The following is a 14,318-nucleotide window of genomic DNA, read 5'->3' on the forward strand; positions in this document are numbered from 1 at the left end:
CTCCGGCACGCAGCCATCTTGCACAGGAACGTAAGGATGACGGCAAACGCCTGCGCGGCGCCAGCCCACCAGACGCCGGCGCACGTAACCGGCCGGGAAACGCCGGCGCCGGCCGGCCGCCGCCCCCGCCCGGTCGGCCGTCGCACCCTGCTCCGGCGCACGGCCGGCGGCGTTGGCCGGCCGCCGCCCTACTCCTCCTGCTCCCCCGGCGGCGGCAGCGGGCGATCCCACAACCGCCTGCGCCATGGGCGGCGCTCGCGCACCGCCAGGCCGTCGCCGTCCAGCCAGACCCGGATTGCGCCGGAGGCCGGCGTGGCCAGCACTTCGGCCCCGTGGTAGCGCCAGCGCCGCACCACCGGCTCGTGCGGGTGGCCGAAGCGGTTGCGGTAGCCGGCCGCCACGAGTGCCAGCCGCGCCCCGGTGGCGGCCACGAAGCCCGGCGAGGAACTGCCGCTGCTGCCATGGTGCGGCACCACCACCACCTCGGCGCGCAGGTCCTGCGGCTGCCGCAGCAGGCGCTGCTCGACCACCTCGCCGATGTCGCCCGGCAGCAGGACCGCGCCATGCGCCGTCTCCACCCGCAGCACGCAGCTGGCCTCGTTGCGCAGGTATGGGAAGTGCTCGGTCGGGTGCAGGAAGCGGAACCGCACCCCGTCCCATTCCCAGTCCACGCCACGCTGGCAGGGGCCGTCCATCTCCAGGGGCGCCCCCTCCGGGGCCAAGGCCAGGTCCACCGCCAGCGCTTCGCGCACCGCCGGCCAGCCACCGGCGTGGTCGAGGTCGGCATGGCTCACCACCACCCGGTCCAGGCGGGCCACGCCCAGCGCGCGCAAGGCCGGCAGCACCGCGCGTTCACCGGCGTCGTAGCCGTCGCGGACCGCCGGTCCGGCGTCGTACAGCAGGGCGCGGCCGGAGGTGCGCACCAGCACCGACAGTCCCTGGCCGACGTCGAACACGTGCAGCTCCACCCCGCCGGGCGGCGGCAGCTCGCGGTCAGGCCACAGCAGCGGCAACCACAGCAGCAGCGCCAGCGGCTTGCCCGGAACGCCGCGCGGCAGCATCAGCCAGAACGCCCCGGCCAGCGCCGGCAGCACCGCCCAGGAGCGCGCCTCCGGCAGCCACCACAGGGCGAAGCGGCCGGCGGCCATGGCCTCGAACAGGCGCCAGCTGGGATCGAAGCAGGCCGCGGCCAGGCGCCAGGCCCAGGTCCCCGCCCCGGCATGGAGCGCCTCCAGCAGCGTGCCCAGCAGGCTCAACGGCACCACCACCAGGCTCCACCACGGGATCGCCACCAGGTTGGCCAGCGGCCCGGCCAGCGAGGCCTGCTGGAACAGCACCGCGCCCAGCGGCAACAGGCCCAGGGTGGCCACGCCCTGGGCCAGCAGGAAGTCGCGCAGCCAGTGGCGCCGGCCGTCGCCCGGCAGGCACCACACCAGCCAGGCCACGCCGGCGAAGCTGAGCCAGAACCCGGCCTGCAGCACCGCCAGCGGATCGGCCAGGAGGATCGCCAGCAGGGCCAGCGCCAGCCCTTCCCAGGGGCCCAGCGCGCGCCGCGCCACCCGCGCCAGCGCCACCACCGCGATCATCAGCGTGGTACGCACGGTCGGCAGGGCGAAGCCGGCCACCGCGGTATAGCCGGCCGCCGCGGCCACCGCTGCCAGCGCCGCGGCCTGCAGCCTGGGCAGGTGGCGGCCCAGCCGCGGCAGCAGCCACCAGGCGGCGGCCACCACCCAGGCGCCGAAGCCGGCCACCAGGCCGACATGGAAACCGGAGATCGCGATCAGGTGGGTCAGTCCCACCCCGCGCAGCACCGCCCAGTCTGGATCCTGCAGCCCGCGGGTATCGCCCAGCGCCAGCGCGCGCACGAACCGCGCCGCCGGTCCGCCCACGCCGGCGTCGATCCGCGCCGCCATGCGCCCGCGCCAGGCGTCGATCCCGGCCGCCGGCGCCAGTTCGCGGGCCAGCTGCGGCGCGCGCAGGTAGCCGGTGGCGGCGATGCGCTGGGCCAAGGCATGGCGCCCGGCGTCGAAACCGCCCGGGTTGGCCAGTCCGCGCGGCGCGCGCAGGCGGGCATACAGGCTCCAGCGCGATCCTGGCTGCAGCTGCAGGCGCGGCCCGGGCTCCAGCGCACCGAAGTCGTCGTACCAGGACAGTTGCAGCAGGCGGCCACGCAGCTCCGGCGGTGCGTCCTCGCCCACCCGCAACAGGAAGCGCGTGCGCCGTGCCTCGTGCTCGGGCAGGCCCACCACCTTCCCGGAGAGGTGCACGTCGTGTCCCTCCAGCGCCGGCGGCAGCTGTGCCGCCAACCCCCAGCCTGCGTGCAGGCCGGCCCATCCCACTCCCAGAAACAGCGCCCCGGCCGCGCGTGCGCGCCAGGGCCAGGCCCAGGCCGCCGCGCCGGCCAGGGCCGCCAGCCAGCACAGCGGCGCCGGTGGCAAGGCCGGCAGGAACAGGCAGGCAGTGACCCCACCCAGCAACGCCGCCGCGCAGGCCAGCCCGGCCGGGGGCGGCACGCGCGGGCATGCTGGCACGGCGCCGGGGCCTGCCTCCGCCGTCGCCCCGCTCCATCGGGATTCGTCCGCCGCTGCATCCATGCCCGTTCCCGCACCACGGCCACCCGGCCAGCCTAGCTGGCCGGCGGCACGCGTCCATCAGCCGACGCGCGATTGCGCTGTAGGAATTACCCGGCGCCGGGGCGGTTGGGTCGCGCACCCGGCCGCGCGATACTGCCGGACCCGGCCGGAGCACCGCCTTGGACCACCACGTCGAGATCCACTACTGCACCCGCTGCCGCTGGCTGCTGCGCTCGGCCTGGATGGCGCAGGAACTGCTGGGCACCTTCCAGAACGAGCTGGCACGGCTGTCGCTGGTGCCGGGCACCGGGGGCGTGTTCGAGGTCTACGCCGACGGTGAGCGCATCTGGTCGCGCGCCGAGGACGGCGGTTTCCCGGAGATCGCCGAGCTCAAGCAGCGGGTGCGCGACCGCATCGCCCCCGGCCGCGACCTGGGGCACGTGGACCGCCATGCCGGCGGCGACCGCGACCAGGCCTCCCGCTGAGCGCGGCCTCAGGCCGCCGGCGGCAACTCGCGCAGGCGGCCTTCGTGCAGTTCCAGCACCCGGTCCAGGCGCGCGGCCAGGCGCCGGTCGTGGGTGACCAGGACCAGGCTGGTGCGCTGGGCACGGTTGAGGTCGAGCATCAGGTCGAACACCGTGGCCGCGGTCTTCTCGTCGAGGTTGCCGGTGGGCTCGTCGCCGAGCACGCAGGCCGGGCGGTTGACCAGGGCCCGCGCCACCGCGGCGCGCTGGCGCTCGCCGCCGGACAGCTCGCCGGGCTTGTGTCCCAGGCGCTTGCCAAGTCCCACCGCCTGCAGCAGCTCGGCGGCGCGGCGGCTGGCCTCGGCCGGATCGCCGCCGGACAGCAGCACCGGCATCATCACGTTCTCCAGCGCGGTGAACTCCGGCAGCAGGTGGTGGAACTGGTAGACGAAGCCCAGGGCGCGGTTGCGCAGGCGGCCGCGGGCGGCATCCGACAGCGCCGACATCTTCTGCCCGGCCACGTAGACCTCGCCGGCGGTGGGCGTGTCCAGCCCACCCAGCAGGTGCAGCAGGGTGCTCTTGCCGGCACCGGAGGCGCCGACGATGGCCACCGTCTCGCCCGCGGCCACGCGCAGGTCCAGGCCGTCGAACACGTGGGTGCGCAGCTTGCCTTCGGCGTAGGTCTTGCCCAGGCCCTCGGCGCGCAGCGCCTCGCCGGCATGCAGGATCGGGTCATTCATAGCGCAGCGCCTCCGCCGGCTGGGTCCGGGCCGCGCGCCAGGCCGGGTAAAGCGTGGCCAGGAAGCTCATCAGCAACGCCACCACCACGGTCGCGGCCACGTCGCCGGTCTGCATGTCGGTGGGCAGGCCGGTGATGTAGTAGACGTCTTCGGGCAGCAGGGTGATGTCGAACAGCGCCTCGATCGCGTCGAGGATGCGCTCCAGGTTCCAGGTCAGGGCCACGCCGCCGACGAAGCCCAGCACGGTGCCGACGATGCCGATCAGCGTGCCCTGCACCATGAACACCTGCATCACCCCGCCCGGGGTCAGGCCCAGGGTGCGCAGGATGGCGATGTCGGCCTGCTTGTCGGTGACCAACATCACCTGCGAGTTCACCAGGGTGAAGGCGCCCATCAGGATGATCAGCGACAACAGGATGCCCATCACCGTCTTTTCCATCTTCAGCGACTGGTACAGGTTGGCGTTCTCCTGGGTCCAGTCGCTGACCCGGTAGAAGCCCGGCAGCTGCAGCGCCAGGTCGCGCGCCACCTCGTAGGAGCGGTTGAGGTCGTGCAGCTTCAGGCGCACGCCGGTAACCCCCTCCACCCGCAGCACACGCTGCAGGTCGTCCATGTGCACCATGGCCAGGCCGCGGTCGATGTCGTTGTAGCCGGCCTCGAACACGCCGCTGACGGTGAAGCGCTTGTAGCGCGGCATCGCGCCCATCGGCGAGCCCTGGAACTCCGGCAGCATCACCAGCACGGTGTCGCCCACGTCCACGCCCAGCCACAGCGCCAGCTCCTGGCCCAGCAGGATGTTGAACGAGCCCGGCTGCAGCGAGGCGGCGTCGCCGCGCTTGATCTTGCGCGCGACCTCCGACACCTGCTCCTCCAGCGCCGGCTCCACCCCGCGCACCATCGCCGGCTGCCGGCGCGGCCCGGACAGCAGGGCCTCGGTCTCCACGTACGGCGCGGCGCCGGCCACGCGCGGGTCGCGCCCGGCCACCTCCAGCGCCTCCCGCCACTCCAGCATCGGCTCGCCGCTGGCCGACACGGTGGCATGGGCGGCGAACTGCAGCAGGCGGTCGCGGATCTCCTTCTGGAAGCCGCTCATCACCGCCATGGTGGTGATCAGCACCATGACGCCCAGGGCGATGCCGATGATCGAGGCCAGCGAGATGAAGGAAATGAAGGCGTTGCGGCGTTTGGCGCGCAGGTAGCGCAACCCGATGGCGACGGGGACCGGTCTGAACATGGATCAGGGATGTCCGCTGCCGGGAACCCGGCGCTTGGGGCGGTTATGGTGCCACCGGCGAGGTGTACAGCGAAGCGCGGCCGCGCCGCGTGGCCAGTCGCAGTTCACGCCGCGCCACCGGAGGCAGGGTGTCCGGCCACCACGCCAGGCGCCAGCGGCGGCCATCGTCGTCGACCAGCTCCACCACCGCCAGCGGTCCGCGCCAGCGGACCTGCCAGGCCTGCACGCGCACGCCGTCGAACAGCGCGCCGCCGTCGGCGTCCAGCACCAGCAGGTGGCGGGACTGCCGGCGCTGCGCCCACGCCTGCCACAGGCCCCAGGCCAGGGCGATGCCGGCCAGCGCCGCGCCGGCCCGCGGCGGGACGCCGGAAGCCAGCACGCAGGCCGCGGCCAGCGGCGCGAGCGCCAGCAGCGCCAGCGACGGCCAGCGCGAGGGGCGCCACTCAAGACGGAAGGGCGCGGATGCCGGCGATGAGCCCGGCGAGTTCGGCATCCGGACAGTCCTCGTATCCCATGAACCAGCGCCAGAGCTTATCGTCCTCGCAATCGAGCATCCGTAGGAATACCCCTCGCTCGGCGTCGGAAGCTTGCTCCCAGCGGTGTTTCAGGAAGCGTTCGAACAGCTGGTCCAGCTCGCGCATGCCACGGCGGCAGCGCCAGCGGATCCGGCGGAGCTGGATATCGGAATCGGTCTCGGGAACGCTCACGGCATCGGTCACGGCAATGGAACCGCCATTTTACCGGGCACGGCGCGCGGCGGCCGGCCTCAGCCGGCCGCGGCCTCGCGCTGCTTGAGCCAGCGGTGCACCAGCAGCGCCAGCAGCGTGGACAGCGCGCCGGACAGCAGGTAGGCGCCCATGTAGGCCAGGCCGAAGTTGGCGCACAGGCCCAGGGCCACCAGCGGGGCGAAGGCCGCGCCGATCAGCCAGGCGAAGTCCGAGGTCAGCGCCGCGCCGGTGTAGCGGTAGCGGGAGCCGAAGTTGCGGGTCACCGCGCCGGAGGACTGGCCGTAGGACAGCCCCAGCAGGACGAAGCCCAGCAGCAGGAACACGTCCCGCGCCAGCTCGCCGCCGCCCAGCAGCGTCGGGGCGAAGCCGCTGAACATGGCGATCGCCAGCGCCAGCGCGCCCAGGGTCGGGACCCGGCCGAAGCGGTCGGCGATCACGCCGGAGGCCAGCACGCCGCCGATGGCGAGGAAGCCGCCGACCACCTGCACCAGCAGCACCTCGGTGATCGGCTGCTCGGAGAACAGCAGGATCCACGAGACCGGGAAGATGGTGACGATGTGGAACAGGGCGTAGCTTGCCAGCGGCGCGAAGGCGCCGATCACCACGTGCCTGCCCTTCTCCCGGAACAGCTCGCGCAGCGGCACCGGCTCCAGCTCGCGCTGGCCCATCTGCCGCTCGTACTCGTGGGTGACGACCAGGCGCAGGCGCGCGAACAGCGCCACCACGTTGATGGCGAAGGCCGCGAAGAACGGGTAGCGCCAGCCCCAGGCGTAGAAGTCCTCGGCCGGGAGGTTGCCGAGCAGGAAGGCGAACAGCGCCGCGGCGACGATGAAGCCCACCGGCGCGCCCAGCTGGCCGAGCATGGCGTACCAGCCGCGGCGGTGCTTGGGGGCGTTGAGCGCCAGTAGCGACGGCAGGCCGTCCCAGGACCCGCCCAGCGCCACGCCCTGGGCCAGGCGGAACAGCGCCAGCAGCACGATCGCGGTCGCCCCCAGGCGCGCGTACCCGGGCAGGAAGGCGATGCCGGCGGTGGCCGTGCCCAGCAGGAACAGGGCCGCGGTCATCTTGGTGCCGCGGCTCCAGCGCGCCTGGATGCGCAGGAACAGCGCCGTGCCCAGCGGGCGGGAGATGAATGCCAGGGCAAAGATCGCGAACGAGTACAGGGTCGCCTGCAGGGGTTCGGCGAAGGGGAAGAACACCTTCGGGAACACCAGGGCCGAGGCGATGCCGTAGACGAAGAAGTCGAAGTACTCCGAGGCCCGGCCGATCACGACGCCAACGGCGATCTCGCCGGGGGCGACCTCGTGCTGGGAGGCATCCTGGCCGTGGATGGAGACGGTATGGCTGGACACTGGGATCGAGGTCATGGCAACGGTTGCAGGCGGCGGGAAGGTGTCGCTGCGGCCAAGGTTGCACGGCCACGGCCGGGTACACAACCCGGCCCGGACAGGGTGACACCAAAACCCGCGCCGGGCGATAGGACAAAACGTCCAATCGCCCCCCCCTGCCCCCGGCGGTACAGTGTGCGGTGCAGCGCACCCCCGCCAAGCGCGAATCGAAGCACGATGTCCCTTCCCAAGACCCTGTGCCGCCTCCTGGCGGCTGCCAGCCTGGCCGTGTTGCTGGGCGGTTGCAACACCATCCTGCTGAACGCCCCGGGCGACGTCGCCCGCCAGCAGGGCAACCTGATCATCATCGCCACGGTGCTGATGCTGATCATCATCGTCCCGGTGATCTGCCTCACCCTGTTCTTCGCCTGGCGCTACCGGGCCTCGAACAGGAAGGCGACCTACAAGCCCGACTGGGACCACTCCCTGCAGCTGGAGCTGGTGGTGTGGTCGGCCCCGCTGCTGATCATCATCGCCCTGGGTTCGATCACCTGGATCACCACCCACACCCTGGACCCGTACCGCCCCCTCGAGCGCATCGCCGAGGGCAAGCCGGTGCCGGAGGGCGTGGAGCCGCTGGAGGTCGAGGTGGTCTCGCTCGACTGGAAGTGGCTGTTCATCTACCCCGAACAGGGCATCGCCACCGTGAACGAGCTGGCGGCCCCGGTCGACCGCCCGATCCGCTTCAAGCTCACCTCCTCCACGGTGATGAACGCGTTCTACGTCCCGGCGCTGGCCGGCATGATCTACACCATGCCGGGCATGCAGACCGAGCTGAACGCGGTGATCAGCACCGAGGGCGAGTACGAAGGCTTCTCGTCCAACTACAGCGGCGCCGGCTTCTCCGGCATGCGCTTCCGCTTCCATGCGCTCAGCCAGGAAGGCTTCGACGCCTGGGTGGGCAAGGTCCGCGAAAGCGGCAGGGAGCTGGGCCGCGAGGGCTACCTGGAGCTGGAAAAGCCCAGCGTGCGCGAGCCGGTGCACCACTTCGCCGCGGTCGACCCGGCCCTGTACGAGGCCGTCCTCAACCGCTGCGTCGACCCGCGCCGGATGTGCCTGCACGAGATGATGGCCATCGACGCCGGCAACGGCTCCGGCCGCACCCGCATGGAGGGCCTGGAGGCCCGCAGCCGCGGCGACCTGCGTGGCGGCCGCTACGTGCAGTCGGCCATGTGCGCCGCCGGCGACGCCCCGGCCCCCGGCCTGGCCACCACCCTCTCCCGCTCCTGATGCGGTCCGTCGCCGCGCCCGCACCCGGCGCGGCGGCCTGACGACGGAAGTCCCGAATCATGTCCTCCCCTCATTCCACTTCGGCACCCTATAACCCGTTGACCGGCTACCTGGGCTGGGAATCGTTCCCGCTGCACGACCCGGTCATCCTCTCGGCGTTCATCGGCACCTGCGTGGCCGGCCTGGCCGTGCTGGCGCTGATCACCAAGTACAAGCTGTGGGGCACCCTGTGGCGCGACTGGTTCACCAGCATCGACCACAAGAAGATCGGCATCATGTACATGGTGCTGGGCCTGGTGATGCTGCTGCGCGGCTTCGCCGACGCGCTGATGATGCGCCTGCAGCAGGCCATCGCCTTCGGTGACAACCTGGGCTACCTGCCGCCGCACCACTACGACCAGGTGTTCACCGCCCACGGCGTGATCATGATCTTCTTCGTGGCCATGCCGCTGGTGACGGGCCTGATGAACTACCTGGTGCCGCTGCAGATCGGCACCCGCGACGTCGCCTTCCCGTTCCTCAACAACTTCAGCTTCTGGATGACCACCGCCGGCGCGGTGCTGGTCATGCTGTCGCTGTTCGTGGGCGAGTTCGCCAAGACCGGCTGGCTGGCCTACCCGCCGCTGTCGGGCATCGAGTACAGCCCCGACGTGGGCATGGACTACTACATCTGGGCGCTGCAGATAGCAGGCGTCGGCACCTTGTTGTCGGGCGTCAACCTGATCGTGACCATCGTCAAGATGCGCGCGCCGGGCATGACCCTGATGAAGATGCCGGTGTTCACCTGGACCGCGCTGTGCACCAACGTGCTGATCGTGGTCAGCTTCCCGGTGCTGACCGCCGTCCTGGCGCTGCTGTCGCTGGACCGTTACGTGGGGACCAACTTCTTCACGAACGACCTCGGCGGCAACCCGATGATGTACGTGAACCTGATCTGGATCTGGGGCCACCCGGAGGTCTACATCCTGATCCTGCCGATCTTCGGCGTGTTCTCGGAAATCGTCTCGGCCTACTCGGGCAAGCGCCTGTTCGGCTACAGCTCGATGGTCTACGCGACCGTCTGCATCACCATCCTGTCGTACCTGGTGTGGCTGCACCACTTCTTCACCATGGGATCGGGGGCGAGCGTCAACTCGTTCTTCGGCATCACCACGATGATCATCTCCATCCCCACGGGCGCGAAGATCTTCAACTGGCTGTTCACCATGTACCGCGGCCGCATCCGCTTCGAGGTGCCGATGCTGTGGACGGTGGGCTTCATGGTCACCTTCGTGGTGGGCGGCATGACCGGCGTGCTGCTGGCCGTCCCGCCGGCCGACTTCGTGCTGCACAACAGCCTGTTCCTGATCGCGCACTTCCATAACGTGATCATCGGCGGCGTGGTGTTCGGCCTGTTCGCCGGCATGACCTTCTGGTTCCCGAAGGCCTTCGGCTTCAAGCTCGACCCGTTCTGGGGCAAGGTCTCGTTCTGGTTCTGGCTGGCCGGCTACTGGTTCGCCTTCACCCCGCTGTACGTGCTGGGCCTGATGGGCGTGACCCGCCGCATGAGCCACTTCACCGACCCGTCGCTGCAGATCTGGTTCCAGGTCGCCGCCTTCGGCGCGGTGCTGGTCGCCATCGGCATCGCCGCCTTCCTGGTCTGCATCTTCGTCAGCTTCCGCAACCGCGAGAAGCTGCGCGACGTGACCGGCGACCCCTGGGACGCCCGCAGCCTGGAATGGTCCACCTCCTCGCCGCCCCCGGTGTACAACTTCGCCTTCACCCCGGTGGTGCACGACAACGACGCGTGGTGGGACATGAAGCAGCGCGGCGCCCAGCGCCCGACCTCCGGCTTCCTGCCGATCCACATGCCGAAGAACACCGCCGCCGGCGTGGTCATCGCCGGGCTGTCCACCGTGTGCGCCTTCGCCCTGGTCTGGCACATCTGGTGGCTGGCCATCGGCGCCTTCGCCGCGACCGTGATCGCCTCGATCGTGCATACCTTCAACTACAAGCGGGACTACTACATCCCGGCCGAGTACGTGGCCGAGACCGAAGCCGCCCGCACCGAACTGCTGAAGAACGCCAATGTCTGACGCCGCCATTGCATCCTCGCCGCTCGCCGGCGACCCGACCCGGTTCTACGACACCGGCGGCCACCACCACCCGCAGAACGGCACCCTGCTCGGGTTCTGGATCTACCTGATGAGCGACCTGCTCATCTTCGCCTGCCTGTTCGCGGTGTACGGCGTGCTGGGCCGCAGCTACGCCGCCGGCCCCACCGGCGCCGACCTGTTCGACCTGCCGCTGGTGGCCCTCAACACGGCCATGCTGCTGCTGTCCTCGATCACCTACGGCTTCGCGATGCTGTCCATGCAGCGCCGCAGCACCGCCGGGGTGCTCGGCTGGCTGGCGGTGACCGGCCTGTTCGGCGCCGCGTTCCTGGGGCTGGAGCTGTACGAGTTCTCGCACCTGGTCCACGAGGGCGCCGGCCCGCAGCGCAGCGCGTTCCTGTCCTCGTTCTTCGCCCTGGTCGGCACCCACGGCCTGCACGTGGCCTTCGGCATCGTGTGGCTGGTGGTGCTGATGGTGCAGGTGCGCATGCACGGGCTGCACGAGGCCAACCGCCGCCGCCTGATGTGCCTGTCCCTGTTCTGGCATTTCCTCGACGTCGTCTGGATCGGCGTCTTCACCTTCGTCTACCTGATGGGAGTGCTGCCATGAGCCAGCCCCACGACATCCACGCCCACGCCGCCAGCCACGACGAGCACGGTGGCGAGCACCACGCCCACGAGGAGGGCGCGCACGGCAGCCTGCGCGACTACGTCATCGGCTTCGTCCTGTCGGTGGTCCTCACCGCCATCCCGTTCTGGCTGGTGATGGGCAACGTGATCCAGGACTCCGGCACCACGGCCCTGGTGATCCTCGGCCTGGCCGTGGTCCAGATCGTGGTGCAGATGGTCTACTTCCTGCACATGAACGCGCGCTCGGAAGGCGGCTGGAACATGCTTGCGCTGATGTTCACCGTGGTCCTGGTGGTGATCGTGCTGGCCGGTTCGCTGTGGGTCATGCACCACATGAACGCCAACATGATGCCGCACATGTCGACCCACGACGCGCGGGTCATGCCCTGACGCCGGCCATGCGCCGCGGCTGTTACGCTGGCCACATGGACAACGGTTCCAGGGTCCACCGCCATGAACAGCCTGCCTGAGGCCGCCCCGCGGCGGCCGCACGGCCCGATCGCCACCGCCGTCCTGGCGGTGGCGTTCGCGTTTGGGTTCCTGCTGTTCCTCTCGCTGGGCCTGTGGCAGGTCCAGCGCCTGCACTGGAAGCACGACCTCATCGCCCGCGTCGACGCGCGGGTGCACGCCGCCCCGGTGCCTGCGCCCGACGCAGCCGCGTGGGCGGCCTCTTCCCCCGTCGACCACGAATACCGCCGGGTCCGCGTCAGCGGCCACTGGCTGCCGGGCCTGGATACCCGCACCCAGGCGCTGACCGAGGCCGGTTCCGGCCACTGGCTGCTGCGGCCGCTGCGCCGCGACGACGGCAGCGTGGTCCTGGTCAACCTGGGCTTCGTGCCCGAGCACTGGCAACCCGTCCCGCCCGATGCGGACGCCCCGGCGGAAGTCACGGGGCTGCTGCGCCTGGGCGAGCCCGGCGGCGGCTTCCTGCGCCGCAACCAGCCGGAGCAGGAGCGTTGGTACTCGCGCGACGTGGAGGCCATCGCCGCCCACCGCGGCCTGGCCGGCGCCCTGCCCTACTTCATCGACGCCGACGCCGCCTCGGCGGTCCAGGCCGGCAGCCCCTGGCCCCGCGGCGGGCTGACGGTGGTACGGTTCCGCGACAACCATCTGGGCTACGCGCTGACCTGGTTCGCGCTGGCCCTGCTGGTGGCCTTCGGCGCCTGGCGCTTCGCGCTGGAGGAACGGCGCATCCGCCGCCACTGGCGCCAGCGCAGCACGGAGCAACCGGATGGATCCACGCACCCTGGGCGCGGGCGCGCCCGCTAGCCCAGCCCTGTTCGAACTGGCCCCGGCCGACGAGGCGCACGGCGCCGGCCTTCGCAACATGCAGCAGCTGATCGAGCTGCGCTGGTACGCCATCGTCGGCCAGGTCGCGACCATCGGCTTCGTCCACTTCGCGCTGGACATCGAGCTGCCGCTGGTCACCATGCTGGGCATCGCCGGCTGCCTGGCCGCGTTCAACCTGGCTTGCCTGGTGTTCTGGCGGCCGCGGCAGGAAGTCGGCGACCTGGCGCTGCTGGCGGCCCTGCTGGTGGACGTGGCCGCGCTGACCGCGCAGCTCTACCTCAGCGGCGGCATCACCAACCCCTTCCTGTTCCTGTACCTCCTGCAGGTGGCGCTCGGCGCCCTGCTGCTGCCCGGCTGGGCCGCGTGGGTGGTGGTGGCCGCGGCCTGCGCCGGCGTGCTGGGCATGGTGGTCTCGCCCGGGCCGGTCACCATCCACGCCAATCCGGCGCGCGGCGTGGCCGATCCCTACGTGCAGGGCCTGCTGGCCTGCTTCCTGCTGACGGCGGCCCTGGCCGCCCTGTTCATCGGCCGCATCGCCCGCATCCTGCGTGACCGCGACGCACGCCTGGCGGCGCTGCGCCAGCAGGCGGTGGAGGAGGAGCACATCGTGCGCATGGGCCTGCTGGCCTCCGGCGCCGCGCACGAACTGGGCACGCCGCTGGCCACGCTGTCGGTGCTGCTCGGCGACTGGCGGCGCATGGCGCCGTTCACCGAACACCCGGACCTGCAGCAGGACCTGGACGAAATGCAGGCCCAGCTCGAGCGCTGCAAGTCGATCGTCACCGGCATCCTGTTGTCGGCCGGCGACGCCCGCGGCGAAGCGCCGGCACAGACCACCCTGGCAACCTTCCTCGACGGCCTGGTCAGCGAATGGAGCGCCACCCGTCCGGTGCGCACGCTCGACTACCGCCGCCACCTGGAGGCGGACGTGCCGATCATCTCCGACTCCGGCCTCAAGCAGATGATCGGCAACATCCTGGATAACGCACTGGAGGCATCGCCGGATTGGGTTGGCATGGAAGTCCGCCTCGCCGGGGGCGACCGGCAGACCCTGGTCCTGGAGGTCAGCGACAACGGCCCCGGGTTCAGCGAGCAGACGCTGGCCAACTTCGGCAAGCCCTACAATTCGACCAAGGGCCGCCCGGGCGGCGGCCTGGGCCTGTTCCTCTCGCTGAACGTGGCCCGCAGCCTGGGCGGACGCCTCAACGCCTCCAACCGCTCCCCCGGCGGCGCCCGGGTGGTCCTGGAACTGCCACTGGCCGCCCTGCTACCGCCCCAGCCCGATCCCCCCGACCCGGATGCCGATGACGATGAATGAATCCATTGAGCAGCCGCGCAAGCTGCTGATCGTCGAAGACGACGCTGCCTTCGCCCGCACCCTGGTCCGCTCCTTCGAGCGCCGCGGCTACGAAGTCCGGCACGTGCCCGGCCAGGCCGAGCTGGACGCGGTGCTGCAGGAGTTCGAGCCCGGCTACGCGGTGGTCGACCTCAAGCTGGCCGGCGGCAGTTCCGGCCTGGCCTGCGTCCAGGCCCTGCATGCGCGCGATCCCGACATGCTGATCGTGGTGCTGACCGGCTATGCCAGCATCGCCACCGCGGTGGAAGCGATCAAGCTGGGCGCCTGCCACTACCTGGCCAAGCCCTCCAACACCGACGACATCGAAGCCGCCTTCGGCAAGGCCCAGGGCAACGCCGACGTCGGCCTGGGCGAGCGTCCCACCTCGATCAAGACCCTGGAATGGGAGCGGATCCACGAAGTCCTGGCCGAAACCGGCTTCAACGTCTCCGAAACCGCCCGCCGCCTCGGCATGCATCGCCGCACCCTGGCCCGCAAGCTGGGCAAGCAGCAGGTCAAGTAGCCTGCGGTGATTGGTGATTGGTGATTCGGGCCGGGGCGCATCACGAATCCCCAATCCCCCAACGCAAAACGGCGACCCAAGGGTCGCCG

13 protein-coding genes and 1 pseudogene are annotated in these 14,318 nt (G+C 71.0%); 8 read left to right on the plus strand and 6 right to left on the minus strand.

Annotated elements, in window-relative coordinates; all coding sequences use genetic code 11:
- Positions 1-199: 199 nt before the first annotated feature.
- Positions 200-2,531, minus strand: a pseudogene (locus EIM47_RS10245) (DNA internalization-related competence protein ComEC/Rec2); the annotation flags it as partial.
- Positions 2,532-2,752: 221 nt separating this feature from the next.
- Here EIM47_RS10245 and EIM47_RS10250 point away from each other — a divergent pair.
- Positions 2,753-3,058 carry a SelT/SelW/SelH family protein gene (locus tag EIM47_RS10250; protein ID WP_125076829.1) on the plus strand — a complete coding sequence of 102 codons (306 nt, stop codon included), beginning with the start codon at positions 2,753-2,755 and terminating at the stop codon, positions 3,056-3,058.
- Positions 3,059-3,066: 8 nt separating this feature from the next.
- Here EIM47_RS10250 and lolD read toward each other — a convergent pair whose 3' ends face one another.
- The 5 genes from lolD to EIM47_RS10275 form a co-directional block, all read right to left on the minus strand.
- A complete protein-coding gene (gene lolD, locus EIM47_RS10255) occupies positions 3,067-3,777 on the minus strand; it encodes a lipoprotein-releasing ABC transporter ATP-binding protein LolD (protein ID WP_125076830.1) in 711 nt (236 codons plus the stop codon).
- On the minus strand, positions 3,770-5,011 hold the full coding sequence (locus EIM47_RS10260; RefSeq protein WP_026010346.1) for a lipoprotein-releasing ABC transporter permease subunit: 1,242 nt from the start codon (positions 5,009-5,011) through the stop codon (positions 3,770-3,772). The genes lolD and EIM47_RS10260 overlap by 8 nt, the downstream gene beginning before the upstream one ends.
- Before the next feature lie 43 nt (positions 5,012-5,054).
- A complete protein-coding gene (locus EIM47_RS10265; RefSeq protein WP_037034634.1) occupies positions 5,055-5,504 on the minus strand; it encodes a protein YgfX in 450 nt (149 codons plus the stop codon).
- Positions 5,455-5,652 (minus strand): succinate dehydrogenase assembly factor 2, encoded by a 198-nt coding sequence (locus EIM47_RS10270; protein WP_050992246.1) that lies wholly within the window; start codon positions 5,650-5,652, stop codon positions 5,455-5,457. The genes EIM47_RS10265 and EIM47_RS10270 overlap by 50 nt, the downstream gene beginning before the upstream one ends.
- A gap of 125 nt (positions 5,653-5,777) precedes the next feature.
- Positions 5,778-7,106: an MFS transporter gene (locus tag EIM47_RS10275; RefSeq protein ID WP_019399772.1), complete on the minus strand. Its 1,329-nt coding sequence runs from the start codon at positions 7,104-7,106 to the stop codon at positions 5,778-5,780.
- Positions 7,107-7,304: 198 nt separating this feature from the next.
- Here EIM47_RS10275 and cyoA point away from each other — a divergent pair, with 198 nt between their 5' ends.
- From cyoA to EIM47_RS10310, 7 genes are all read left to right on the plus strand, one after another.
- Positions 7,305-8,357 carry a ubiquinol oxidase subunit II gene (gene cyoA / locus EIM47_RS10280; RefSeq protein WP_019399773.1) on the plus strand — a complete coding sequence of 351 codons (1,053 nt, stop codon included), beginning with the start codon at positions 7,305-7,307 and terminating at the stop codon, positions 8,355-8,357.
- A 59-nt stretch (positions 8,358-8,416) separates the two neighbouring features.
- Positions 8,417-10,432, plus strand: a complete 2,016-nt coding sequence (gene cyoB / locus EIM47_RS10285) for a cytochrome o ubiquinol oxidase subunit I (RefSeq protein WP_050992244.1) — start codon at positions 8,417-8,419, stop codon at positions 10,430-10,432.
- A complete protein-coding gene (gene cyoC / locus EIM47_RS10290) occupies positions 10,425-11,060 on the plus strand; it encodes a cytochrome o ubiquinol oxidase subunit III (RefSeq protein ID WP_019399775.1) in 636 nt (211 codons plus the stop codon). Before cyoB ends, cyoC begins: the two co-directional genes overlap by 8 nt.
- Positions 11,057-11,470 (plus strand): cytochrome o ubiquinol oxidase subunit IV, encoded by a 414-nt coding sequence (gene cyoD / locus EIM47_RS10295; RefSeq protein ID WP_028914903.1) that lies wholly within the window; start codon positions 11,057-11,059, stop codon positions 11,468-11,470. The genes cyoC and cyoD overlap by 4 nt, the downstream gene beginning before the upstream one ends.
- Positions 11,471-11,533: 63 nt before the next feature.
- Complete coding sequence (locus tag EIM47_RS10300) at positions 11,534-12,349, plus strand: SURF1 family cytochrome oxidase biogenesis protein (protein ID WP_125076832.1); 816 nt, start codon at positions 11,534-11,536, stop codon at positions 12,347-12,349.
- On the plus strand, positions 12,312-13,688 hold the full coding sequence (locus EIM47_RS10305) for an ATP-binding protein (protein WP_125076833.1): 1,377 nt from the start codon (positions 12,312-12,314) through the stop codon (positions 13,686-13,688). Before EIM47_RS10300 ends, EIM47_RS10305 begins: the two co-directional genes overlap by 38 nt.
- Positions 13,681-14,229 (plus strand): response regulator transcription factor, encoded by a 549-nt coding sequence (locus tag EIM47_RS10310; protein WP_028914900.1) that lies wholly within the window; start codon positions 13,681-13,683, stop codon positions 14,227-14,229. Before EIM47_RS10305 ends, EIM47_RS10310 begins: the two co-directional genes overlap by 8 nt.
- Positions 14,230-14,318 lie beyond the last annotated feature (89 nt).

The sequence above is a fragment of the Pseudoxanthomonas sp. SGT-18 genome (assembly GCF_003931645.1).
Lineage (GTDB): Bacteria > Pseudomonadota > Gammaproteobacteria > Xanthomonadales > Xanthomonadaceae > Pseudoxanthomonas.

Bases quoted from the DNA above. Each gene is read 5' to 3' on its own strand.
- lolD (WP_125076830.1), bottom strand. From the start codon at position 3,777: ATGAATGACCCGATCCTGCATGCCGGCGAGGCGCTGCGCGCCGAGGGC.
- EIM47_RS10260 (WP_026010346.1), bottom strand. From the start codon at position 5,011: ATGTTCAGACCGGTCCCCGTCGCCATCGGGTTGCGCTACCTGCGCGCC.
- EIM47_RS10265 (WP_037034634.1), bottom strand. From the start codon at position 5,504: ATGCCGAACTCGCCGGGCTCATCGCCGGCATCCGCGCCCTTCCGTCTT.
- EIM47_RS10270 (WP_050992246.1), bottom strand. From the start codon at position 5,652: ATGCGCGAGCTGGACCAGCTGTTCGAACGCTTCCTGAAACACCGCTGG.
- EIM47_RS10275 (WP_019399772.1), bottom strand. From the start codon at position 7,106: ATGACCTCGATCCCAGTGTCCAGCCATACCGTCTCCATCCACGGCCAG.
- cyoA (WP_019399773.1), top strand. From the start codon at position 7,305: ATGTCCCTTCCCAAGACCCTGTGCCGCCTCCTGGCGGCTGCCAGCCTG.
- cyoB (WP_050992244.1), top strand. From the start codon at position 8,417: ATGTCCTCCCCTCATTCCACTTCGGCACCCTATAACCCGTTGACCGGC.
- cyoC (WP_019399775.1), top strand. From the start codon at position 10,425: ATGTCTGACGCCGCCATTGCATCCTCGCCGCTCGCCGGCGACCCGACC.
- cyoD (WP_028914903.1), top strand. From the start codon at position 11,057: ATGAGCCAGCCCCACGACATCCACGCCCACGCCGCCAGCCACGACGAG.
- EIM47_RS10300 (WP_125076832.1), top strand. From the start codon at position 11,534: ATGAACAGCCTGCCTGAGGCCGCCCCGCGGCGGCCGCACGGCCCGATC.
- EIM47_RS10305 (WP_125076833.1), top strand. From the start codon at position 12,312: ATGGATCCACGCACCCTGGGCGCGGGCGCGCCCGCTAGCCCAGCCCTG.
- EIM47_RS10310 (WP_028914900.1), top strand. From the start codon at position 13,681: ATGAATGAATCCATTGAGCAGCCGCGCAAGCTGCTGATCGTCGAAGAC.